The sequence below is a fragment of the Acidaminococcus sp. genome (assembly GCA_022482815.1).
GTDB lineage: Bacteria > Bacillota > Negativicutes > Acidaminococcales > Acidaminococcaceae > Acidaminococcus.
In genome coordinates this window covers 460,807-484,143 of the sequence record JAKVOM010000001.1, presented here as the reverse complement: position 1 = coordinate 484,143, position 23,337 = coordinate 460,807, and the positions used below count along the sequence as shown (strand labels likewise).

The following is a 23,337-nucleotide window of genomic DNA, read 5'->3' as shown; positions in this document are numbered from 1 at the left end:
GGGCCTTTAGCAAGTTATTTCAGGGATTAAAAATCGGTCACTTGCGACAGCCCCGTTTGTAATACGAGCTCTCTTGCTCACTGGAGAAGCAGCAAATTTTCGGTGTTTACCGCAACTTTCAGGATATCCCCTGTTTGGTAATCTTGTTTTTGTGTATCGGAAAGATCCATTTGCAGAGGACGCGCTTCCGGCCCGGCTGTCAGCGGTTTTAATTGATAGGTAACTTTTCCAATATCGCGGATAATGCGCAGGATTTGACAGGAAAATGTATTGTTATCATCTGGACTTTCGGCAGGATACAGATGCTCAGCCCTGAAGCCGATAAAATGAACCGATGGAGCCCAGCGCTTATTCCCTTGCAGAGTGATACCCCACTCAGGCAATTTAATTTTCCCGTTTTCATATTCAGCTTTCGCAATATTTTGGCAGCCCGAGAGTTTTGCCGCTGCCGTGGTTTGCGGATTTTTTAACAGATCCGGTAAGGTACACTGCGGCTGTGACTGCCCCTGGTCGATAACGCATACTTCCGGGCAGTTTCTGTAGACTTCACGTAAGTCATGAGAAACCCAGATGACACTTCCGGAATAGTTCTGCAGCGTCTCAAAAAGTTGGCTTTCGACTTGTCCGCGAAGGTAAGAATCAAGTGCTGAAAAGGGTTCATCAAGCAGCAAAGCCTGCGGGCGGGAAGCAAAAATGCGGGCCAGGGCCGTACGCTGCTGCTGACCTCCGGATAATTGCCACGGCTTTTTCTTTGCTTCTTTCGTCAGTTGAAATTGTTCCAAAAGCTGCGGAATCCGTTCTTTTTGTTCTTTCTTGCTGAAAATGGCTGCAGCGATATTTTCTTCCACCGTCATCGTGGGGAACAGGGCATACTGCTGAAAAAGATACCCGATGTGACGTTTTTGGGGAGGAATATTGATTCCTGCCTTTGAGTCAAAAAGGGGAGTCCCATCCAGGAGAATTCGCCCTTCGTCGGGGGTCATAATGCCGGCAATACAGCGCAGTGTAATTGACTTGCCGCACCCGGAAGCGCCTAAAAGGGCAAGGGGACCCTGCGTAGTTTCAAATTGTACGGCAAGATGAAAAGCACCGAGCCGGAGTTTGATATCTACAGATAGGCTCATTTTGACAGCCCCCGCTTTCTGACTTCACGCTGACGCCGTTCCAGCAGATTGATGGAGAGCAAAAATATCGATGAAAGAAAAATGTTGATCAGAACCCATTGTAATGCGCCCTGGTCATTGTCGATGAGCCAAAGCTGATAGACCGTGGTTGAAATTGTGGCCGTTCGGCCCGGCGTGTATCCGGCAACCATGGATGTGGCTCCGTACTCGCCTAAAGCACGGGCAAAAGCAAGTACGGTTCCGGCCAGAAGTCCCTGCCGGCAAAAAGGCATTTTGACGTGCCAGAATATCCATGTACCGGAACGTCCCAATGTTTTTCCTGCATCGGATAATGTCTCGTCGAAACTTTCAAAAGCACCGCGGGCTGTCCGGTACATCAAGGGAAAAGAAACGACTACGGTAGCAAAGATGGCTGACCACCACTGCATGACCAGACGAAGTCCCGTATGTTCAAGGAACCAAGCGCCTACGACGTGTCTGGGACCGAGTACCAGAAGAATGAGCCAGCCCACTACGGTAGGCGGAAGCACCAGAGGGAGGGTAAATATGATGTCTATGATTCCTTTGATCAAACGGGGAAATCGGGAAACATAATGCGCGGAGGCAATGCCGGCAAAGAAGACAATGACCGTGGATATGAGGGCAATTCTGAGAGAATTGAGAAGAGGGTACCAATCCATAGGTCAAAGCCTCCTATTTAATGGGAGCGAACCCCTTTTCCTTGAAGATTTTTTGAGCGTCCTCGGAGCTGAGAAAATCAACAAATGCTTTGGCTTCTTTAGCATGAGCACTGTTTTTCAATACGGCGACAGGATAGATGACCTGACCGCACATTTCCGGCGTTGCCTGGTCGATAACCTGGAGCTTGGCGGCGGCAGCATCTGTTCCGTAAATGATACCCGCATCGACCAGTGCTTCTTTAACCTGTGTAGTTACTTCTTTTACATTGGAACCATAGGATAAGGAAGATTCGATATCAGACGGATTCAGTTTGTAATAGGCAAAAATCTTTTGGGTATATTGACCGACAGGAACATCCTGGTTCCCGATAGCCAGCTTCAGACTGCCGGAAGGCAGGCGCTTGATGAGGTCATCGAAATTCTTGATTTGTTTCGGATTTCCCTTGGGAACAGAAAGAACAACTTTGTTTTCAAGGAAGTTTTTACGAGTTGCATGATCGATAAAATCAAGATGTTTCGGGTTGAGCTTAGGATCTGCTTCTTTATCCAACTGATTCATCTGTTTCGGAGAGGCCGAGATAAAGACATCACAGGCGGCTCCGGATTCAATCTGACGTTTCAGTTCTCCGGATGAATCGAGCGTCAGTACCAGCTTTACGCCGGGAGTGGCAGCTTCATACTTTTTCTGGATATCCTGCAGGCTTTCCGTCATGGAAGCCGCGGCAAAAATGTTGAGCTCAACCGGCTTTTTGGCTGCCGGTTTTTGTGCTGTCTGATTACTGCCGCAGGCTGTGCAGAGTGCGAGTGCTCCTAACAGTAATGAAATTCCTAATTGCTTTTTCATAATAAAACCCCTTTCTCCTTAGTTTTGGTATTTTATTTTCCAAATGGGCAGATTGGATAGTGGCATACCGGGCAGCCCAGACAAAGTCCTCCTTCACCCATCGCTGCAAAATCAGTTTTCGTCATCGGGACATCTGCGGCGATATACGGAAGCACTAAATCAAAAATAGTGGCATTGGCGAACATGACGCAGCCCGGCAGCCCCAGAATGGGAGTACCGTCTTTAGCGTATGCGAGGAGGAACATAGCACCCGGAAGCACCGGAGCGCCGTAAGTGATAATTTCAGCCCCGGATTTTCTGATTCCGGCCGGAGTCGTATCATCGGGGTCGACGCTCATACCGCCGGTGCAAATCACGATATCAGGATTCAGTTCTTTTGCTTTTTTAATATAGGCCGCTACGTTATCCGCTCCATCGCCGGAGTAGAGAACGGATAAGGTACGGATACCGTAGGCCTCGAGCTTTTCTTTCACAACGGGGGAGAAAGTATCCTTGATACGTCCCTTCAGTACCTCATTGCCTGTAGCGATGATGACGGCCGTTTTCTTCACAAAAGGCAAAACTTCAAGCAACGGAGATGTCCCGGCTGCTGCTTCAATGTTTTTTAAGAGCTCTTCCTTGATGGCAAGGGGAATAATACGGGTTCCTGCCAGCTTTTGACCGGCACGGACTGCCGTGTTTCCCTTGCGGGTGGCAATCATGGCTTCCGGAGAAGAGTTGACCTGGATCAGGCGCTGCGAAGCGACACGGAAGAAGCCGTCGCAGGCAGCCTTTATTTCTATCTTTCCCTCTTTGGGCTCACTCCACTTCATATTCTTGTGTCCACAAAGGGCAGCAAGCCGCTTTGCCGCGTCGTCTTCGTGAATCATATCAGGCGTCACTTCCCATACGTAAAGGCGTTCCTTACCCATGGAAAGGAGGACAGGAATATCCTCCTTTGTGACAACATGGCCCTTACGAAAACGTGGTCCCTTGAATTCTCCCCGGATAATCTGCGTTAAATCATGGCAGAGAATGTGCCCCACAGCTTCCTCTGTAGGAATCAATTTCATAAAATTGTACCTCCTTACCTTATTGCAACTGGATTGATTGTAAAAAAATAGACTGCCCGAGAGGGCAGTCATTCATAAAGGTGCACAATTACAGGAATATACTTTTCCCATCGTCCTTTGTATGACTCCTTCTCGTGAAAAGGAAAGCCGCTTCGTTTCCAAAACGACTCCGGAGCTGTTTTAACGGCAGCTCGGCGCAGTGTCATAGGACCAACAGCGTCCCTTAGATACTTTTGCTCGGAGCAATCTATAAGGAAAAAATGAATATTCGTCAGTGATTGTGGAACTTAATCTGTAAAATTGTTATTCCAGCGTTCTCCACATAGCCAGCTTTTCGTCAAGCAGTTTGGGAATTGCTGCGCGGTCGTGAGCCCGCACCATCTTAATATCCTTGATGTAGGAGTCAGGCAAAGCGTTGGGTTTGCCTTGCTCAAGAGATCTCCTGATCATAAGACGGCGATGGAAATCACAAATCTTGATATTAATGGAATTAAGTTCCATTACCATGGGATTGTGCGTAGCCTGGCCTAAAAAAGTTTGGTAGTCAAGACAAGCCTTGTATTTTTCCTCAAGGGAGACTTGAGGATTATTCATGGCTTTTCTGAAGGTTTCGCAGTATTGCTCCAGCTGCTTAAGGTCATCCTCTGTAGCATTCAAGCTCAGGATGTAAAGGATGGAGCAGAACAAGGCAATCTTGAATTCAAGAAACTCTTCCTGCGATTTTTTCGAGAGTGCCAGTCCATATAACAATGGATCAATCAATTTTGGCTTGAATTCTTTTACAACAAACGTTCCCTCTGAACGGCGGATTTCAAGAACACCGAAAGCAACCAGTACTTTGATGGCTTCCCGAACGGCATTGCGGCCGACGTGGAGTTTTTCACTGAACTCTACTTCTGTTGGCAGCTTGTCACCGGGTTTGAGTTCACCATTTAAGATGGCATCGGTGATGCGCTCTTTGATGATATCGGAAATATTCCCTTTTGGCAGGGGAGCGAACATCGTATCCAAGCTTTTACTTTCGTTATCTTTTTCCATAGCCTGTAAACCTTTCTTCTCATCAATAACTGCTTTATGTTGAACAAAGTATGTCCATCATTCATACTTGTTCATTATATCAATGGGAAGAAAAATTCACAAGCAAATCTGCGGTATAGCACCGTGCTGACACACAATGTTGGCAGTTTATAGATTGTAAATATGAGTCGAAAAAGTAAGTAAAACATAGAATGTTCTACATTTACTTTTTCTCAAATTCTACTATCGAAAATAAAAAATGTCAATATATCTTAAAATAAAAACTGTAAATTGTAGAGAAAAATTCAGAATATCCTGAATTGCAGTTGATTTTTACATGGATTTCTCCTATAATTGACAGTAAAGATAATGTAGTACGTAGTACAAAATACGTAGCTCTACAAGTACGGATAAGTTAACAATAAGGGAGGGTACCTTATGGGAGAGAAAAAGTATGAAACCAAGCATCTTGTCTGCAAAGTCTGTGACAATGACTGCACGCTGGAAGCAGATCTCGAGGACGGTAAGCTGATTCGGCTGCGCGGTGTTCCCGATCCGTCCGCCATTTGCTCCAAAGTTCGTTATTGGAATGAGTATATTCATAATCCATCGCGCATCATTCATCCTTTGAAAAATGTCGGTTCCAATCGCGGCGAACAAAAGTGGGAGCGGATTTCCTGGGACCAGGCCTTGGATGAAATCGCTCAGAAAATGATGGATATTAAGAAGAAATATGGGGCAGAATCCATTGTCTTTTCGGGGACGGAAACGAACCAGGGACGGCAGCAGGGTATGTGGCGCCGCTTTGCCAACGTCATCGGGACGCCGAACTGGATTACCGGACAGCATTTGTGCCTTGGAAATACCCTGCAGGTCCATCGGCTGACTTATGGCACCCATATTATGGAAAATTATGCAAAAGCAAATTGCATTCTTTTGGTCGGTCATAATCCTCATCCGAATAACTGGGCCGGTGAATATGCAAAATTAAAAAAGGCAAGGGCACGAGGGGCTAAATTGATTGTGCTTGATCCTCGTCCTTCCATTAACGCAAGGGATGCCGACATCCACCTGCGCCTGCGCTTTGGCACAGATGCAGCCATGCTGCTGGGCTTTTTGAACGTTATTCTGAATGAAGGACTGTACGACAAAGCCTTTGTGGAGAAATATTGCTATGGTTTTGACGAACTCAAAAAACGTGCCGACGAATATCCGCTGGAACGGGTGGCCGAGATTACCGAATGTAAGGCTGAAGATATTGCCAAGGCGGCCCGGATGTATGCTACGGAAGGCCCCAGCATCATTCCATGGGGTCCGATTCCTGATATGCAGGTTAACTCCACGTCACTGATTCGCCTGCAGGATATTTTGATGAGTGTTTGTGGTTATCTCAATAAGAGTGAAATCCTGAGTCACTATGACCCGGATATCGAACCTGTTTCCAATATCGAACGGTATGATTTGCTTTCTCCCGAGCAGCAGAGTAAACTGCTGGGTACGGAGGAATATCCGCTGTTTTCCTACAAAGGGTATGAACCTTTTAAGGAGCCGAATAAGCGTGTCTATGGTCTGGAGTATTATAACTTGCTGGCCAGCTTCATGGCTAATCCTCCGGCTACGTTCCGGGCTATGCGGACGGGAAAGCCTTATCCCATTAAGGCCTTGTTCAATTCTGGTACCAATACACTGATGAGTTACTGCAACCAGAATGGTATCTATGAGGGTCTTATGAATTTGGACCTCATTGTTGTTTTTGACCACTGGATGACACCGACGGCACAATTGGCGGATTATGTGCTGCCTTCTGATTATTACCTTGAAAGAATTGGTTTCCGACAACTGGATCATACACCCAGTGCGATTACGCAGCAGCAGGTGCTGAAGCCGGTGGGAGAAGTTAAGCACCAGTACTTTGTTATCAAGGGCCTTGCTGATCGGATGGGCTTAGGTAAATACTTCCCGTGGAAGGACTTTGAAGAAGTTATCGATTGGAGAATCCGGAAGACAGGAAAGACATTCAAGGAAATTTCAAAACAGCACGTTATTCCTCCATCCAGGACAATCGATCCATTGGCAACGGAAAATGGCTTTGCCACACCGACCGGCAAGATTGAACTGTACAGTACTGCTCTCAAATGGCTGGGGTACGACCCGCTCCCTTATTACCGTGAACCGGAACAGTCCCAGAGAGCAACCGGGCCTATCAAAAAAGAATATCCGCTGGAAGTTTTTGTCGGTATTCGTGATGGCTTTAATTATCTGACCAACCTGCGCCAGATTCCGTCGCTGAGAAAGAAGCAGCCCTGGCCGGAAGTATTCCTGCATCCGGATGACGTAGCTAAATATGGATTGAAGAACCATCAGTGGATTTGGGTTGAAAGTGTGGCCGGAAGGCTGAAGGCTATGGTTAAATCGGATCCGGGCGAACCGGTTGGTACCATCAGAGTACCGCACGGATGGTGGTTCCCGGAACTGCCGGGCGGCCCCGAAACCGCTTTTTCCGGGGCAATGGAGTGCAACGATGGCCTGATTATTCCGGATGACGACTGGAACCTTGACCGGGAGCAGGGCGTCGTAGGTCTGCGCGGCGGCTTTTTAGCAAAAGTATACCCGGCTGATCCGCCGGCTCACTTCAAACCTGAAGGCCCGGATGAATATTATCACGTTGTAAAGACAATCAATGAATAAAACATGGGGCTGCTGCAGCACGCGGCAGCCCTTTCTTGAACTTTTACATAGAGCGGAGGAAATCTGATGGAAACTGATATCACACTACAGCGTGCAATTGCGCTGATTCAGGAGACTGTGCGGCCCTTGGAGAAGGTGCACCGAAATCTGACAGAGCTGCAGGGATACGTCCTTGCCGAGAAAATTACAGCGCCCGGTGATTTACCTCCCTTCCCGCGGTCTCCGCTGGACGGCTACGCACTGCGTGCCGCAGACATTGCGAATGCGTCATCTGAGCATCCGGTTCTATTGAAAGTGATAGATAAGGTGTTTGCAGGTTCAGTACCGGTGCAGCAGGTTACCCCCGGAACGGCAGTACGGGTCATGACCGGGGCGATGCTGCCGAAAGGGGCCGATTGTGTCATCCGACAGGAAGATACCGATTATGGTGAGAAAACAGTCTCCATTTATGCCAAAGTGCTGCCTTACCAGAACTATGTACTTCAGGGCTCCGACTATCATCGCGGGGACGTGCTCATGAATCCTGGCACGAGACTGGATGCGGCGGCCGTCGGAATCCTTGCCAGCGCCGGCATCACGGAAGCTGTCGTGTGGAAGAAGCCGAAAGTCTCTCTGCTCGTAACAGGAAGTGAAGTTGTTTCTCCATTTTGCAAAGAACTTCCTCCCGGAAAAATCTATGGTTTCAATGCGGTCTTTCTGAATGCCCGGATGAAAGAGCTGGGAATTCCTGTTGCAGATGTCTGCCAGGAAGACGATGATGCTGACCTGATTCAGAAAAAGATAGAGGAACTGCTGGCCAACAGTGATGTGGTAATCACAACGGGCGGAGTTTCGGTCGGACAAAAAGATGTACTGCCGGAAGTACTGGAAAAGCTGCAGGCAGAAATCATTTTCCAAGGCATCATGATGAAACCGGGATCTCCGGCGATTTTCAGTATGGTTAAAGGAAAGCCGCTGCTTTCCCTTTCAGGGAATCCATTTGCTTCGGCTGCTACGTTTGAACTGTTGGCCCGGCCGCTCTTTAACACGATGGAACAGGACGCGGATATTTTTCTGCCCTCCGGGAAAGCTGTCCTGGATACGCCTTTCTTAAAGGCCAGCAGAGGAGACCGCTTTATTCGCGGCTGCTGCCGAAACGGACATGTGACACTGCCTACCTCTAAAGAAGGTCATTCTTCCGGTGCCATTTATTCCATGCTGAATTGTAATTGTCTTGTGGCTATTCCGGGCGGCTCCCCGGCACTGCCTGCAGGGACTGAAGTCAATATCTTGATTCTATAATGAGAGGTAAAAATGGAAAACGTATTTAATCATTTTGACGAACAAGGAAATGCCATTATGGTGGATGTCACGGACAAAAAAGTGACTTCCCGCAAGGCCATTGCCGAGGGAGCTATCAAAGTATCACCGGCCGTCATGGACGCAGTGCTGAATCATCATGCTGCCAAGGGTGACGTGCTTGGCGTGGCTCGTATCGGGGGCATCATGGGTGCTAAAAGGACGGCTTTCCTGATTCCGCTCTGCCACCCGCTGGCATTGGGTCATGTTTCGGTTGATTTTGAATTGGATGAGAAAAATTGCCTGATTATAGCGCGCTGTACTGCGAAAATCGACGGAAAGACCGGCGTGGAAATGGAAGCACTGACCGGTGTCACGACAGCACTTCTGACCGTTTATGATATGTGCAAGGCTATCGACAAGGGAATGGAACTGCAGCATATTCATTTGGTGCACAAAGAAGGCGGCAAATCCGGAAATTATGACCGTCCTGAATCAATCAGATAGGATAAGGAGTGCTGAAAGAATGCTGGACCAGTATGGACGTAACATCCATTATTTAAGAATTTCGGTGACTGACCGCTGTAATCTGCGCTGCTTTTACTGTATGCCTGCCGAAGGAATTCCCTGGATCGATCATAGCAAGATTTTGAGTTACGAAGATACGATTCGTCTGGTACGTATTTTTGCTTCGCTTGGGATTGACCGGATTCGGCTTACGGGCGGTGAACCATTGGTACGCAAGAATGTAAGCGCACTGGTGGCAGGACTTAAGCAAATTGAGGGAATTCGCACGGTTTCCCTGACAACAAATGGCGTGCTGCTGAAGGAAATGCTGCCGAAACTTATGGCAGCAGGACTTGATGGTGTGAATATCAGTCTGGATACCCTGGATCGCCGTCAGTACGAAAAAGTGACGCGCCGTGATGAACTTCTCAAAGTGATAGAGGGTATCGCAGCAGCACTCGCAGAGCCGAAACTTACTGTGAAAATCAACTGCGTGGCATTGAAAGAAAATAAAAATCAATGGGTATCCCTTGCCCGCCTGGCTAAGAATCATCGCCTGGCCGTTCGCTTCATTGAAATGATGCCGATTGGTCTTGGCAGACAATTTGTGGGAGAACAGCAGGAAGCCATTTTAAAAGAGCTGGAACCTGTTTTTGGCAAGGCAGAAAGCTGTCCCTGCAGCCTTGAAAAAGGACCGGGTCGCTATGTGAAATTTGCAGGTTTTAAGGGATATGTCGGGTTTATCAGCCCGATGAGCCATGCGTTTTGTGCGTCCTGCAATCGGGTGCGGCTTACTTCTACAGGATTTCTGAAAGGTTGTCTCCAATACAGTAAAGGTGTGGATCTGCACGCAATGCTGCTTTCCGGAGCTGATGATGCGGCGCTGCGGGAAGCTATTCGTCAGGCAATTTATACCAAACCGGAACATCATCATTTTCAGGAAGCGGTTCGGGACGGAGACGAAAAACATACCATGAATGAAATTGGAGGCTGAATTTATGGGAAAAATACTGGCGGTTTGCATCAGCAAACAAAAAGGAACCCTTAAGAGAAATATCGGAGAGGCAGATTTTATTGAGGACTGGGGCATTAAGGATGATGCGCACGCCGGGCATTGGCACAGACAGGTTTCGCTCTTGCCCGCCGAAGCTATCCGGCAATTCAGGCAGCGCGGAGCTAATGTGGAGTATGGGGCTTTTGGCGAAAATCTTGTTGTGGAAGGGTTTGATTTGAAGACTTTGCCTATTGGCAGTCGGTTTCAATGCGGCGACGTGCTCCTGGAACTGACCCAGATTGGGAAAAAATGCCACAGTCACTGCGCTATCTATAAACAGGTTGGCGATTGTATTATGCCGCGGGAAGGCGTGTTTACCCGTGTGCTCCACGGCGGGCATATCGCAGTCGGCGACGAACTGAAACTTGTGGAGGTGAATCCTGATGCGGGCAGCAATCATCACGCTGAGTGATTCCGGCTATGCCGGCAAAAGAAAAGACGAAAGCGGTAAGGAAATTCAAAGAATCATAGAAGAAGCCGGGTATGAAGTCGTATCTGCCCTGCTGCTTCCCGATGGTATTGAACCGCTTGCTTCTACGCTTCGTACTTTGTGCGATGAAGATAAGGCTGATTTGATTCTGACAACGGGGGGAACCGGTTTTTCTCCGCGGGACTTAACACCCGAAGCCACAGCATCGGTTGTGGAGCGCCGCACTCCGGGAATTCCGGAAGCAATGAGGATGCTGTCTCTCAAAATTACTCCGCGGGCGATGCTCAGCCGCGCTGAAGCAGGCATTCGCCGGAATACATTGATCGTCAATCTGCCGGGCAGTCCGAAAGCAGTCAGGGAGTGTCTGGAATTTATTCTGCCTTCATTGCAGCATGGCATTGAGGTGCTGCAGGGAAAAGTTCACAATTGTGCACGTTGAGTTTTATAGCAAAAAATGCGGTGCTGCGAAATAATGAATTATCATTGTTTCACAGCACCGCATTTCTTTATTTACCGTCAAAAAGTGTGAAAATCTTCCGCTCGGCATTTTTCTACGTACGAAAGTAGAAAGGCAGCTACACTCTTCGGATTGTTGACGGGCAGCAGCGGTACATTTTGGCCTTTAAGTGGAAGATCAGTGCAAATGGCAATCCGGTTCGTAATATTGGGGAGAGGAGAAAGAGAAATTTCTTTCCGGACAATTTCAATCTTGGGATAGTCCGTAGTTTTGCCGCCTTCAAGCAGGATTAAATCGTGCTTCTGGAACTGCTCGATCAGGGTTTCGAATGTTGTCCCTTCTGCATAAGAGTAACTCAGGCATTGTCTGGATGAAAAGATTCCCACTGCATGAGCCCCTGCTTGCCGCAGTCGGTAGCTGTCCGTACCGGGAACATCAGGAACAAAATCATGTCCATCGTGCTTGATTGCGGCTATCTGCAGCCCTTCCCTGCAGAGATAAGGAAGGATACTCTCGAGCAGTGTTGTTTTTCCGGAATTCTTTTTCCCGCAAACGGCGACAATCACTGGCCGGCGGGGGAGAGCACGGTATTCTTCAGGTGTGTTGACGTTGCTTAACATCGAATCTGCAAAAGCGCTGAATTCAAGCGGCACGTATTTAACGCGCAGATGGTCCAGAATCGTCTGAAGCTTATAAGTCTTGCTTTCCAATGCTTTTTGAAAAACAGGAAGACATGATTTGGCGTAAACGGCACACAGCGGATGAACTCGGCCGCTGCGGTCTTTCATGACGCAGGCATCATAATCAGAGGAAACGAAAGCTGTCAGATATTCGATTAACTCTCTTTTGAGGAGGGGCATGTCACAACTGAGAATAACCATCCAGTCCGACTGACAAGCTGATAGAATGGAGTAGATCCCGCCCGCAGGTCCGCAGTCTGGAATCAAGTCCGGAACTGTGGGTATCCCAAGGTCGGCAAAATCATCGGAGTCACGCACTGAAAGCAGAGTTTCCGGGTAAGGAGGAATCGTTCTTAAGGTGCGTCTCAAAAAAGAGTTCCCTTCATAGTACAAATCAGCTTTACTGGTATGCATCCGGGAAGACTGCCCTCCTGCCAAAATAGCGGCTCCAATATGCTGAATCATCGCGCTCTTCCTCCTTGTTAACTATTTGATTCATTATAGGAAGGGATAGAACGGAATGTCAAGGCGGCGCTATACGTACAGGAGCAGCCGGTGATCCGAAGGTTTCACGAAAAGCAATTTTGTTTCTATAAGCGGATGATGGAAGGCGAAAAAATGCTGCGAACAAAGAATTCATTTTCTATAGCATTTTTTATTTGACCTTACTATAAGCTTTTTCTAGAAACTTTTCTCTTTCAGCGATAAAACTGAGGGATGTGGGAAAGTAAATAAAAAGACCCTGTGCAGCTATTTGCAGCATTGCACGGGGTCTTTTTTGTAAGTGGATGTGCTGTTGTTTGGCATGTGAAGGGGCTGTGATGATTAGAAGTTCATTCTCATGCCGACGTTCCACTGCCAGTTCGTGTGGAAGCTGCTGCCGGTGCTGCGCTCCACGTCGCAGTAGAAGTGGCTGTTCTTGCTCATCCGGAAGGCAGTGCCGATGCCATACGTGAACCAGGTATCCCCATAGTCTCTGTCGATGTGAGCGCGGCCTTCGGGGTCAGTCAGCGTGATGCCGCCGTTTCCGGCAAAGTCGTGGTACCAGTTAGCCTTGAAGTAGACTTTACTCTTCGGGCCGAGATCCTTGCCGAGGTTAAAGCCGACGCGGCCGATGGCACTCTTGATGCCGTCCTGCCGGACCTGGACACCATTCGAGGTTGTATAGCTGTCCCCGCCGAAGTAGCCCAGGGAGAACTGGGTCTGCGGTTCGATGTACCAGCCGTCGTCAGAAAGCATCTTTTTGCGTCCGTATTCGGCGCTTAAGGAAACACCGGTATTGTCAAAGTCACCGCGGACTTTTTCGCCGCTTCCCGTATAGGTTGTGTAATCCGTATTGTAGTGGCCAATCTTAAAGACGAGGTCGAGATAGTGTCCCTTACTGCGGATATCCGTGCTGTAGCAGGAGAGAGCGCCGCCGTGGCTGCTGCCCGAACCGTTATGGTAGGTGCCGTCGCCGTCCACGTAGCTGAAGGAGACGCCCTGGTAACGGGTCAGGTCTTTTTCTTTTTTTACGACATCGTCATAACCGATTTCGTAATGCTGATACTTGTTTTCAAAACCGAATTTGCCATTATGACCGATTTTGCTGCCCTTGACGCGGACCCAAAGACCTTTTTCGTCTTCGCCGTTGTGGCGGAGTTCGCCCATGCGCTGCAGGAGCTTATCGATTTCAGTACGCCAGGTATAGTAAGCGAGACCGTAGGATGCCGTTGATTCGTCGACGGTCGGGGTGGGCTTTACTTCCGGATTGACCTGATAAATGCGGTTGAGGTACCAGTCTGTTTCGTATCCTTCCGTATCGCTGTCTTTATGAGCCAGGTCATAATGCGTGTAGAACAGCGTCCCTTCACGGTCCCTGGCGGTAAAGGTGCCGTCGCCGTTTACCGTAGCAAGAACAAGACCATTGCCTTCCGACGAGTTCGTTTCCGGTACGTAGTTGTCTTTTTGGTAGATATCGAGGGCCTGTGTGCCGCTGAAATTACCGGGCACGTAGATGCGGTCTGCTTCCATGCTGCGGACATCGACATCTTCCTTGAAGATACCGCCGCTGCCGGAAAGAGTATTGGCTTGGACGGTGCTGTAGGCACCATTATCGGCACGCATATCAACAACACCGCCGTCACTGACTTTTAGGTTGGTGACTTTGGAACTATCCGTCATATACCAGGTGCTGCCATTTTCCACACCGAGGTTTAACGTCCCTGTTCCTGTGTTGTTTTTATAGTCCATCCAGCCGCGGAGGAAGGAATCGGTATCGGACAGATTCATATTGATTGTGGCATACGCATCTTCTTCACTGCCGCCCGAGACGTAGACATTGCCTGTTGCCTTAAGTGTTTTTCCCTGGGCATTGCCGTCATTGTCGCTGTTAATGTTGATGACTGCCCAGTCCTTGTCAGCCTGTGCTATGGCAGCAAAGGAAGGCGCGCCGTTTTTATCTGTCGCGGTAAGGGTCATGCTATCGGCGTTAAGATCAATGGTATTGCCTTTTGTCAGGGTTATGGAATCGTCTTCGGCTTCCAGGTTAGACGGAGAACCCCAGGCGTAAACGGCTGCGCTGCTTTTCCCGCCCTGGGCAGACAAGTTGAGTTCCGATCCATTAATAGCAATATGACCGTTGGCATAAACATAGGCTGCACTGTTGTCAACATACGATGTACTGTCATTTTTCGTGGATACAGAAATATTTGCTGTTTTGGCGTCCGATGTAATCGTGCCATGATTCCAGGCATATAAACCATACACGTCAGAAGCGTTGCTGCCGGAATCTGCTGTTAGCGTAAACTGTTTTACCTGATTCGATATTTTTACATTGCCAATATGCGCATAGATGCCTCGGGCTGCAGCGCTTTCCGTACCATTGACTGTGATAGAGGTGTTGGGACTGTTGAAAATTACTTCATCATAAGGAGTGAAGGAGACGGGAGAACCATTGTAATGACCTTGCAGGTATACGCCGTAAACAGCACTTTCATCGCGGTCCCCGTTATAGTCATTCGCAGCAGTAAGCTCTGTTGTATAGCCATTGAAAGTAGCACTGCCGGCCCAGACTTTAACAGCCGCTCCGCTGTCTATATCGGCATTTTCATTCATAGCAGCTGAAATATAGGCATTCCCATTAAAAGTAGCAGCGGCAGTGCCCCGCACATATAAACCGGCAACTGATGATCCGTTTGCAATTTTTTCGGTTGGATTATAAGAAGCACTGAGGTAGGTATCACTGTTATTGAAATCCAGGGTAGCTCTGCGGGTATTTTCAGTATCAGTCGAGGAAAAAAATTCACCCTCAACACTGGCTCCGTAAACTTCTTGGGAAGCAAATAGTGTTGGGGTTCCCTCATAAGAACCATTTAAATGAACGGTTTTTCCTTTAAAAGTCAGGTGCGCCGGCGTGAATTCATCAAAACCCGGCAGATAGCCGTTTACGAAAGCTCCGGCACTCAGGTTATACGTACGTTGATTTTTCTGCGAAATCGTTAAGTCATCAAGCGCATTCAGTACTCGGTTACTGGAGGCATTATTCTTAGGGCTTACTACATAAACCCCGCCTTTTGTATTGTCCCCTTCAAAAGAAAAGCTCAGTCCGTCGCTGAAATTATACGTTCCGTCTGCTGCATCCTGCGTTCGCCACGTTACGCTGCTAGTGTCCGCCACGTCAACAGCTTCTGCTCTTGGCATTTGTACGGCACTTATCCCATAGACCGCAAGAAGTACAGACAAAACAATACCTGTCCTTTTTGGTTGCTCCATCAACATAAAATCAACTCTTTCCCCTTTTTTTAAAAATACAAATTGTCAAAAATATCATTCAATAATTATTATAGTAATCATAAAGAAAAATTGTCAATGATAATGGCATATTGCTGTGTAAAATCTTTGTAAGAATGTACTTTAACAAAGGGGCTGTGAAAAAATAAAAAGGCGCTTTTGGCCTATGGCATTTAGCATCGCTGACGCAGAGTATTTCGGCTCCTGACTGCACAACTTGCTGGCACCCTTTTTCCCGCACTGTGCACGCTGTTTTTTCCCTGTCACTGTGATATAATTAGGGTTCAGAGTTAACTTATGTAAGGAGAGATGTTTCATGGGTTCCACCAATTTGGAAATGGGTATTGTCGGTCTTCCGAACGTCGGGAAGAGCACCCTGTTCAACGCGATCACCAAAGCAGGCGCGGAAGCTGCCAATTATCCTTTCTGTACGATAGAGCCGAACGTCGGCGTCGTGGATGTACCTGATCCTCGTCTGCAGGTGCTGAGTGATATGTTCCATTCCAAGCGCATTGTGCCGGCCGGCATGAAGTTTGTTGATATTGCCGGTCTGGTGAAGGGCGCTTCCAAGGGCGAAGGTCTGGGCAACAAGTTCCTGAGCCATATTCGTCAGACCGATGCCATTGCCGAAGTGGTTCGCTGCTTTGAAGACGGCAACATTACCCACGTGGAAGGTTCCATCGACCCTGTCCGTGATGTGGAAATCATCAATACGGAACTGTGCCTGGCTGACCTGGAGTCCATTGATAAGCAGCTGGCCAAGGTGCAGAAACTCTTAAAAGCCGGCGAAAAGACGGCTGCTGCCCGTCAGGCCGTGCTGACGAAGCTGTCCGACGCACTGAGCGAAGCCACACCGGCCCGTGCCCTGGATCTGACGGGCGATGAACTGGAGCTGATCAAGGAACTGGATCTTTTGACGCTGAAACCGATTCTGTATGTAGCAAACGTCGCTGAAGAAGAAGCGGCCGATGCTTCCGGCAATCCGCACGTCAAGGCACTGGAAGAATACGCTGCCAAGGAAGGCTCTCAGGTTATCACGATTTCGGCCAAAGTCGAAGAAGACATTGCAGCCCTGCCGCCTGATGAAGCCAAGGAATATCTGGAAATGGAAGGCCTTTCTGAAGCAGGTCTGGATCGTCTCATCAAAGCCGGTTTCTCCCTCCTGGGTCTGCAGACGTTCCTTACGGCCGGAGAAATGGAATCCCGTGCCTGGACGATTGTCAAAGGCTCTACAGCTCCGCAGGCTGCCGGCAAGATTCATACGGACTTTGAAAAAGGCTTCATTCGCGCGGAAATCGTTTCCTATGATGACCTTGTGAAGTGTGGTTCCAAGCAGGCTGCCCGTGAAAAGGGCCTGGTTCGCCTGGAAGGCAAGGATTACATCATGCAGGACGGCGACGTTGTCGAATTCCGCTTCAATGTGTAAAAGAAGCTGCAGCTTTGAAATTGTGAAGCGGCAGAAGCCTGCCAGATTATGAAAAAGAGATGACTATGATGTTATTTGATACGCATATGCATGCCGATTATTCCTGCGATGCAGAAATGACAATCGGAGAAGCCGCGGAAACGGCCAAAAAACTGGGAATCGGTATGATCTTGACGGAACACTGGGACCGCTACTATCCGACGAATCCCGAGGCGTTTCTCTTTGATATCAATGACTATATCAAGAAAAACGCAAAGTACCGCAGCGACCGTGTGCTCCTGGGCATTGAAATAGGCTTTCAGCCGCAGGCCATTGAAGAAGATAAGGTAGTTGCCAAGAGCCATCCTTTTGATGAAGTGGTGGGCTCCATGCACTGCTACCGCGGTCTCGACATGTACGAACCGACGACCTATGAAGGCGTGACCAAGGATCAGGCCGTAGGATATTATCTCGAAGATTCTATCAAATGCCTCGATATGAAGCCGAATTTTGATACCTATGGTCATATCGATTATATCTGCCGGTACTGGCCGTACGAAGATAAGAACCTCCACTACAGCGAGCATGCCGATTTGTGGGATGAAGTCTTTAAGCGCCTTATCGAGCAGGATAAGAGCATTGAAATCAATACCCGCCGTCTGCAGGTGCCGGGTGCCGTGGAAACCCTGACCGAACTCTATATGAGATATAAGGAAATGGGCGGCAAGTACGTCACCCTCGGCAGTGACGCCCATGTGACGAAGGCCATCGGCGCTAATTTTGAAACTGCCAAAAAAATGGCACAGGAATGCGGTTTGGAAATCGTTTATTACGCAAGACGCCAGCGGAAACTATGCCGGGAATATCAGGATTAAGAAAAGCAAAAAAATAAAACACCGTATCCCATGAAAATGGGGTGCGGTGTTTTTTGCATGGGGAAACGGTTTTCCCATTTTTTTCCAGCCGACGCCTGCGGCACGAGGAATCAGTAATTTCTGCTCATTTTCCAAGAACTTTGACCGTAAGCTGTCCGCAGTTCCCTACAATCCCGTGAAGAACTAAAAGCTTTTTGATTCATTTACGTTTGCTGCGATTCCAGATTTTACGATTTAAAATGCAACGCAAATGAAACGAAAAAATTTGCGTTGCATTTGCGCTGCATTTTTGTTATGCTGATTTTGTGATGGATAGAAATGAAAATCAGTCAATTGAGGAAAGGGGGATTTTCTGTGAAGGAAACTAAAACCCTGGAATACAAGAAGGAAATTACAAATACATTTTTGAAAACCGTCAGTGCTTATGCCAATTATGGGACAGGCCGTATTCTTTTTGGCATTGATGACAACGGCCGGACGGTGGGAATGCAGAATCCTGAACAGGCATGCCTGGATATAGAAAACAAAATCAATGATTCAATTCAGCCAAAACCAGATTTTTCTTTGAAAATTGACTCTCATACACAGATTGTTGAACTTACGGTTTCAGAAGGCATCTATAAGCCTTATTTGTATAAGGGGAAAGCCTATAGACGCAGCGATACCGCTACGGTGGAAATTGACCAGCTCGAATTGAAACGATTGATTTTAGAAGGACAGAACCGCAGTTTTGAAGAACTGGCATATACCGGCCCGGAGCAGCTCACTTTCCAAAAATTGAAAGAAAAGCTGCAGCAAACGCTGGACATTAAAACCTTCGATAAAGATATCCTGCGGACATTGGGATTTTTTACCAGCCAGAAGAAATATAACAACGCCGGCGGACTGGCGGCGGATCAAAATCATTTCCCCGGCCTGGACGTGGTTCGTTTTGGTCATTCTATTAATGAAATCCGGGAACGGCATACGATAAAAGGAAAGTCAGTGCTTTCTTTGTACGAAGCAGGCATGAACCTTTTTGACCAGTATTACCGTTATGAAATCATTCAGGGAGACCGGCGCGTGACGCGCGAAACAATACCGAAGGAGGCGTTTCGTGAAACGCTTGCCAATGCAATCGTGCATCGGCAGTGGGATATTGCGGCTCCCATAAAAATAAGCCTTTTTCCCAATCAGATTGAGATTGTTTCTCCCGGAGGGCTTCCCAGTGGGCTGACGGAGAAAGAATACTTGGAAGGAACTTTATCTTTGCTGCGTAATCCGATACTGGGAAGTTTGTTTTATCGCCTCCATTTGATTGAAATGTTTGGCACAGGCATCCGCCGCATTCGTTATATGTATGAACAAAGCGTGCTGAAACCGAAATTCACGGTTTACCAGAATTCTATTCAGGTGGTGCTGCCGGCAGTGACGGATTCAGCTCCGATGTCAACTGATGAAAAACAGGTCTATACTCTGCTGACAGGCGGCAAAGTACTTACCAGCCGGGAAATCAGTGAAGCCTTGTCCATGAATAAAAGCAAGGCACTGCGGCTTTTGAAAGCAATGGCGGTTCGGAACCTTATCCAGATTGATGGCAATGGGCGCAGCACGCGGTACCGGCTGATGGAGTAAAAATAATAAAACACCGTACCCTCTGGTTCATCCGGAGGTGCGGTGTTTTTGTGTGGGAAATTTTTTCACGCTGCTGATTTTTCGTGTTTTTTAAAGGGGCATATTTTACAGCCCCTTTTTTTATTTATCAACTTTTTCCATTTCGACCGGACGAACTGTTTCTGTCAGTTTTTTCAGATCCTCAGCTTCCAGGTGCAGATCCAGGCATTTCACCGTGTCTTCGATGGAAGCCTTTCTTCTGAAACCGGTAATCAGATTGATGTTTTCGTATTGGGCGAGGGCCCAGGCCTCAAAGAGGTTGGCGTAGGAGCAGTTATATTTGCGGCACATCGGCTCCCAGACTGTCTTGTAGAGATTCAGGATTCCGCTCTTGCGAGGTTCTTCCATCCACGGCAGACGGGAACGGATATCATTCTTTCCAAACGTCTTCGTGAAGGCGCCCGGACCGGTCAGAAAGCCTTCTTCCAGGACGCCGAAACCCTGGAAAGTGGTGCCGTATTTCCGGCAGGTCGGGAAATAACTTTTAGCGTGGGCGGAAGCCAGCAGGCTGTATTGTTCCTGAACCAGGGCGACATTTCCTGCATTGGCATAAGCGTCAAGATCTGCGGGCTGACTATTGGAAATCCCCATGGCACGGATCTTGCCTTCCTTGATGAGTTCTGCCATAGCTTCCATCGTTTCCTCTACAGGCCAGTGAGAGCTGACGTAGTGCACGACAAGCACGTCGATATAATCCGTCTGCAGTCTCTTGAGAGAATCTTCTACGTCTTGTTTGATGGCAGCTTTGCCGGTATTGTTGTACACGGTGTAGCCGTCGCGGGCGTAATGGAAACGGCCGCCGTTTTCCCGCCAGTTGAGGGAACATTTGGTCTGCAGCAGGAACTTGCTGCGCCGTGTCTTAAGGGCTTCGCCGAGCAGTTTTTCGCTCATTCCCATGCCGTAGACCGGGGCCGTATCGATATAATTGATGCCGCAGTCGGAAGCTGCGTCAAGCAGATAACCTGTATTGGTTTTGGCGTCCGTATCTTCCCAGACACTGCCGCCGCCGAGACCCCAGGTTCCGAATGCGATGACGGAAGCTTTGAGGGACGATTTTCCGAGATTCTTATATAACAAAGTGATTCACTCCTTTTATGGAAGGTGGTACAAGAGGGAAAGCAGCATGGAAAAATCCTTCTTTCCCTGCTGCCATTATTTTTTGTCTGCTTCGGTACAAGCGGAATTTACAATTTTCTCTACCAGGGCGTCGATGTGGATTTCCATGACATCGACCGTGGGAACGGGTAGGGAAATGCGGGCGAATGCGAGCGGCAGCTCCGTGCAGCCCAGAATGACGGCTTTTGTGCCGTTTACTTTGATGTAGTGCTCACAGATGGCCTTCAGCTCCTGACAGAAGGATTCTGTCACGTTCCCGTATTCCAGTTCTGTCTCAATCTTGTGATTGATCAGCGTTTGTTCTTCGTGAGAAGGAACCGTGACACGGATTCCCTTTACTTCCAGCGGCTTTTTGACAAACGTTCCTTCCATCGTCGGCAGGGTGCCGAGCAGGAGCACCTTGTCCATATGGTGCGCAGTCAGATAGTCGGCAGTGGTGTCAATCATGCTCACGAGAGGGATATGAGAGGCTTTTTCCAGCCGGTCGAAAACCACGTGGGGCGTGATGCCCGTGAGCGCTGCAAAATCCGCTCCCGCCGCAGCAAGACTGCGGATGCCTCCGAGCAGATACTGCGTCAGCCCGTCGTAATCGTGCGCTATGGCAAGCGGCAGAACTTTGAATACGCTCAGGCTTTCGATCGTAAGGGGCGGGAAAGTGTGGCCGCCCATTTTTTGCGAGACGCGGCTCGTGATTTCTTTATAGTAGATTAGTGTTGACTCGGGACCGGTGCCACCGATCAAACCCAGTTTTTTCATGGTGTTCTCCTTCAGGAATGTTCCTCAATATACGTTTTGACAATTTGCAGTCCCCGTTTCAGCTTTGCTTCGCTGTCGGGAGAGCAGGTGGCGATACGGATGGCGTTGATGCTGACATTGTTTCCGACGGCAAACCGCTCCGCTCCGAATACGCCGACACCCTGCTGCAGCAGCGCCTTTTCACAGTCCTGTCCCGTGCAGCCCGCCGGCAGGGTGAGCCATTGGCAGTAGCTGACAGGATGGCACAGCGCCTTTGGGAATACGGCATGGTAGATTTTGTTGCGTCTCATGGAAAGTTTTCGTTTATCCTGCAGAATCTGATCGGCCAGTCCGGTTTGTATCACCTGGGATGCAATTTCACTCGTAAGTGATGAGAGTTTAAGGGTAAAACTGAAAATGCCTCTTTCCAGGAAAGCACTCCATTTAGCGGGCGCGTGGATATAAGCAATGCGCAGTCCCGGGCAGATTGGCTTTGACAGTCCGCTGATATAGAGGCCCTGCTCCGGTACCTCCAGGCATAGAGGCGGAAGCTTTTTCGTAAGGAGCGCTGCGTAATTGTCGTCTTCGAGGAGAATGAGACCATACTTTTTAATGACACGCGCCAGTTCTTTGCGCCGGTTTTCCGAAAGCGCCTGGTTCGTCGGATTATTGCCCGTCGGCATCAGATAAATCCCCTTGATATTCTGCGTGGCACAGAACTTTTCCAAAAGGTCCGCGCGCATGCCCTCCGCATCGTTTTCCACGGCGACAAGCTGCAGGTGGAGCAGGCTTGCTGCACCGATAAAGTTGGAGTACGTGTATGGGTCGACCGCAATACGGTTGCCGCCTTCAAAAAACGAAGAAAGCAGAATAGCAAGCGCGTTCTGCACTCCGTTGGTAATGAACGTCGTATCAGCGTCGGCATCTTCAATACCGCGCTGCTGCAGCCACAGCGCACCTGAGCGGATCTGTTCCTTTGTGCCCAGCGGGTAATCGTAGGAAAAGAGACGGTCCGAACCGGGTTTTTGCAGCAGCATCAGCGTCAGATTGCGGATCAGCTTGTTTTCTTCGTCGAAAGGAAGGATGGTACCCATTTCGATGTCCGGATGGGAATCTTTCTCCACGATGGAAGTCGGTACATTGGCGCTTGGCACTACAAAAGTGCCCCGCCCGATTTCAGCCCGCAGCAGGCCCCGCATTTCGCAGAGCTTATAGGCCTTCCTGACCGTGCTGAGATTGAGGTCGAGGAAGTCGGCCAGCTCGCGCAGCGGCGGCATTTTGGTATTTGGAGCCAGTGCTCCGCTGCGGATATCCCGCTCCATCATATCGGCGAGACAAATATAAATCGGGGCATAGAGGTCTTCCTTTTTCGGCTTCCATGCCATCGGATAATCATCGAAAGAGTTAATAGGCAAGACAGTCACTCCTTTCCCTGCATTGTTATCTTCATTGTAGCATTGTGCAGGAAAAGGGGGCAAGGGAAGAAACCACGCGAACAAGAGGGTCATGTAACTGCTGAAATGTCCATTTGTACTTTTATAACCAAAGAAAGACTAAAATTTAGTAAAAAAATAATAAGATGGTTATCATCCCCCGCAAGCGGGCCCCCTTCCTCAATGTCGCGCAGCGACGTCGAGGAAGGTCCCTAAAGAATATACTGCAGCAATCTTTTTATATTTTTAAGGCAAACCGACGTCAGGAGGTTTGGCTACGGGGGTACCTTCTTTCACGACGCGAAGCGTCGTCGAAAGGAGGAGAAGCGGAACTGAGCGCCAACGATCCACGAACGCAGTGAAGTGGAAGTCAGGGGAGCCACTGACTCATTCAACATTCCATCTTCGCACATTTATGCCGTTCTCTCGTTGTCGACAAGGACTGGGCTTACGCCCGGTAAACCGGCGCCTTGTCTCCTAGAGAGAACGAACATATCTGCGTGAATCTGGAGATATTTCATTGAGTCAGCGGCTCCCC

19 protein-coding genes and 1 riboswitch are annotated in these 23,337 nt (G+C 48.7%); of the genes, 9 read left to right on the top strand and 10 right to left on the bottom strand.

Annotated elements, in window-relative coordinates:
* Window positions 1–77: 77 nt before the first annotated feature.
* The 5 genes from LKE33_02045 to LKE33_02025 all read right to left on the bottom strand — a co-directional run bounded on the left by LKE33_02045 (window position 78) and on the right by LKE33_02025 (window position 4,738).
* A complete protein-coding gene (locus LKE33_02045) occupies window positions 78–1,124 on the bottom strand; it encodes an ATP-binding cassette domain-containing protein (GenBank protein ID MCH3949708.1) in 1,047 nt (348 codons plus the stop codon).
* A complete protein-coding gene (gene modB / locus LKE33_02040; GenBank protein MCH3949707.1) occupies window positions 1,121–1,804 on the bottom strand; it encodes a molybdate ABC transporter permease subunit in 684 nt (227 codons plus the stop codon). Before modB ends, LKE33_02045 begins: the two co-directional genes overlap by 4 nt.
* A gap of 13 nt (window positions 1,805–1,817) precedes the next feature.
* Window positions 1,818–2,648 carry a molybdate ABC transporter substrate-binding protein gene (gene modA / locus LKE33_02035; protein ID MCH3949706.1) on the bottom strand — a complete coding sequence of 277 codons (831 nt, stop codon included), beginning with the start codon at window positions 2,646–2,648 and terminating at the stop codon, window positions 1,818–1,820.
* A gap of 32 nt (window positions 2,649–2,680) precedes the next feature.
* Entirely contained in the window at window positions 2,681–3,700 is a 1,020-nt protein-coding gene (locus LKE33_02030; GenBank protein MCH3949705.1) for a molybdopterin-binding protein, read from the bottom strand.
* Window positions 3,701–3,809: 109 nt separating this feature from the next.
* A riboswitch (molybdenum cofactor riboswitch) is annotated at window positions 3,810–3,955 on the bottom strand.
* A gap of 48 nt (window positions 3,956–4,003) precedes the next feature.
* Window positions 4,004–4,738 (bottom strand): GntR family transcriptional regulator, encoded by a 735-nt coding sequence (locus LKE33_02025; protein ID MCH3949704.1) that lies wholly within the window; start codon window positions 4,736–4,738, stop codon window positions 4,004–4,006.
* A gap of 417 nt (window positions 4,739–5,155) precedes the next feature.
* Here LKE33_02025 and LKE33_02020 point away from each other — a divergent pair, with 417 nt between their 5' ends.
* The 6 genes from LKE33_02020 to LKE33_01995 all read left to right on the top strand — a co-directional run bounded on the left by LKE33_02020 (window position 5,156) and on the right by LKE33_01995 (window position 11,113).
* Window positions 5,156–7,405 (top strand): molybdopterin-dependent oxidoreductase, encoded by a 2,250-nt coding sequence (locus LKE33_02020; protein ID MCH3949703.1) that lies wholly within the window; start codon window positions 5,156–5,158, stop codon window positions 7,403–7,405.
* Window positions 7,406–7,471: 66 nt separating this feature from the next.
* The gene (locus tag LKE33_02015; GenBank protein ID MCH3949702.1) at window positions 7,472–8,686 is read left to right on the top strand and encodes a molybdopterin molybdotransferase MoeA; all 1,215 of its coding nucleotides are present in this window, start codon (window positions 7,472–7,474) and stop codon (window positions 8,684–8,686) included.
* A 12-nt stretch (window positions 8,687–8,698) separates the two neighbouring features.
* A complete protein-coding gene (moaC, locus tag LKE33_02010) occupies window positions 8,699–9,190 on the top strand; it encodes a cyclic pyranopterin monophosphate synthase MoaC (protein ID MCH3949701.1) in 492 nt (163 codons plus the stop codon).
* A gap of 19 nt (window positions 9,191–9,209) precedes the next feature.
* The gene (gene moaA / locus LKE33_02005; protein ID MCH3949700.1) at window positions 9,210–10,184 is read left to right on the top strand and encodes a GTP 3',8-cyclase MoaA; all 975 of its coding nucleotides are present in this window, start codon (window positions 9,210–9,212) and stop codon (window positions 10,182–10,184) included.
* A 4-nt stretch (window positions 10,185–10,188) separates the two neighbouring features.
* Window positions 10,189–10,656, top strand: coding sequence for an MOSC domain-containing protein (locus LKE33_02000; GenBank protein ID MCH3949699.1), 468 nt, complete (start codon window positions 10,189–10,191; stop codon window positions 10,654–10,656).
* Window positions 10,628–11,113 carry a MogA/MoaB family molybdenum cofactor biosynthesis protein gene (locus LKE33_01995; GenBank protein MCH3949698.1) on the top strand — a complete coding sequence of 162 codons (486 nt, stop codon included), beginning with the start codon at window positions 10,628–10,630 and terminating at the stop codon, window positions 11,111–11,113. Before LKE33_02000 ends, LKE33_01995 begins: the two co-directional genes overlap by 29 nt.
* A 77-nt stretch (window positions 11,114–11,190) precedes the next feature.
* Here the strand turns inward: LKE33_01995 and mobB are convergent, their stop codons facing one another.
* Window positions 11,191–12,276 (bottom strand): molybdopterin-guanine dinucleotide biosynthesis protein B, encoded by a 1,086-nt coding sequence (gene mobB / locus LKE33_01990; GenBank protein ID MCH3949697.1) that lies wholly within the window; start codon window positions 12,274–12,276, stop codon window positions 11,191–11,193.
* Between the two features lie 360 nt (window positions 12,277–12,636).
* Window positions 12,637–15,570, bottom strand: coding sequence for an autotransporter outer membrane beta-barrel domain-containing protein (locus LKE33_01985; protein MCH3949696.1), 2,934 nt, complete (start codon window positions 15,568–15,570; stop codon window positions 12,637–12,639).
* 328 nt (window positions 15,571–15,898) lie between these two features.
* Here LKE33_01985 and ychF point away from each other — a divergent pair, with 328 nt between their 5' ends.
* From ychF to LKE33_01970, 3 genes are all read left to right on the top strand, one after another.
* Window positions 15,899–17,008 (top strand): redox-regulated ATPase YchF, encoded by a 1,110-nt coding sequence (gene ychF, locus LKE33_01980; GenBank protein MCH3949695.1) that lies wholly within the window; start codon window positions 15,899–15,901, stop codon window positions 17,006–17,008.
* Window positions 17,009–17,073: 65 nt separating this feature from the next.
* Window positions 17,074–17,862 carry a histidinol-phosphatase HisJ family protein gene (locus LKE33_01975; protein MCH3949694.1) on the top strand — a complete coding sequence of 263 codons (789 nt, stop codon included), beginning with the start codon at window positions 17,074–17,076 and terminating at the stop codon, window positions 17,860–17,862.
* Window positions 17,863–18,216: 354 nt separating this feature from the next.
* Entirely contained in the window at window positions 18,217–19,476 is a 1,260-nt protein-coding gene (locus tag LKE33_01970) for a putative DNA binding domain-containing protein (GenBank protein MCH3949693.1), read from the top strand.
* A gap of 120 nt (window positions 19,477–19,596) precedes the next feature.
* Here the strand turns inward: LKE33_01970 and LKE33_01965 are convergent, their stop codons facing one another.
* From LKE33_01965 to LKE33_01955, 3 genes are all read right to left on the bottom strand, one after another.
* Window positions 19,597–20,592 (bottom strand): aldo/keto reductase, encoded by a 996-nt coding sequence (locus LKE33_01965; GenBank protein MCH3949692.1) that lies wholly within the window; start codon window positions 20,590–20,592, stop codon window positions 19,597–19,599.
* A gap of 75 nt (window positions 20,593–20,667) precedes the next feature.
* Window positions 20,668–21,387 (bottom strand): amino acid racemase, encoded by a 720-nt coding sequence (locus tag LKE33_01960; GenBank protein MCH3949691.1) that lies wholly within the window; start codon window positions 21,385–21,387, stop codon window positions 20,668–20,670.
* 11 nt (window positions 21,388–21,398) lie between these two features.
* A complete protein-coding gene (locus LKE33_01955) occupies window positions 21,399–22,781 on the bottom strand; it encodes a PLP-dependent aminotransferase family protein (GenBank protein MCH3949690.1) in 1,383 nt (460 codons plus the stop codon).
* Between the last annotated feature and the right edge of the window lie 556 nt (window positions 22,782–23,337).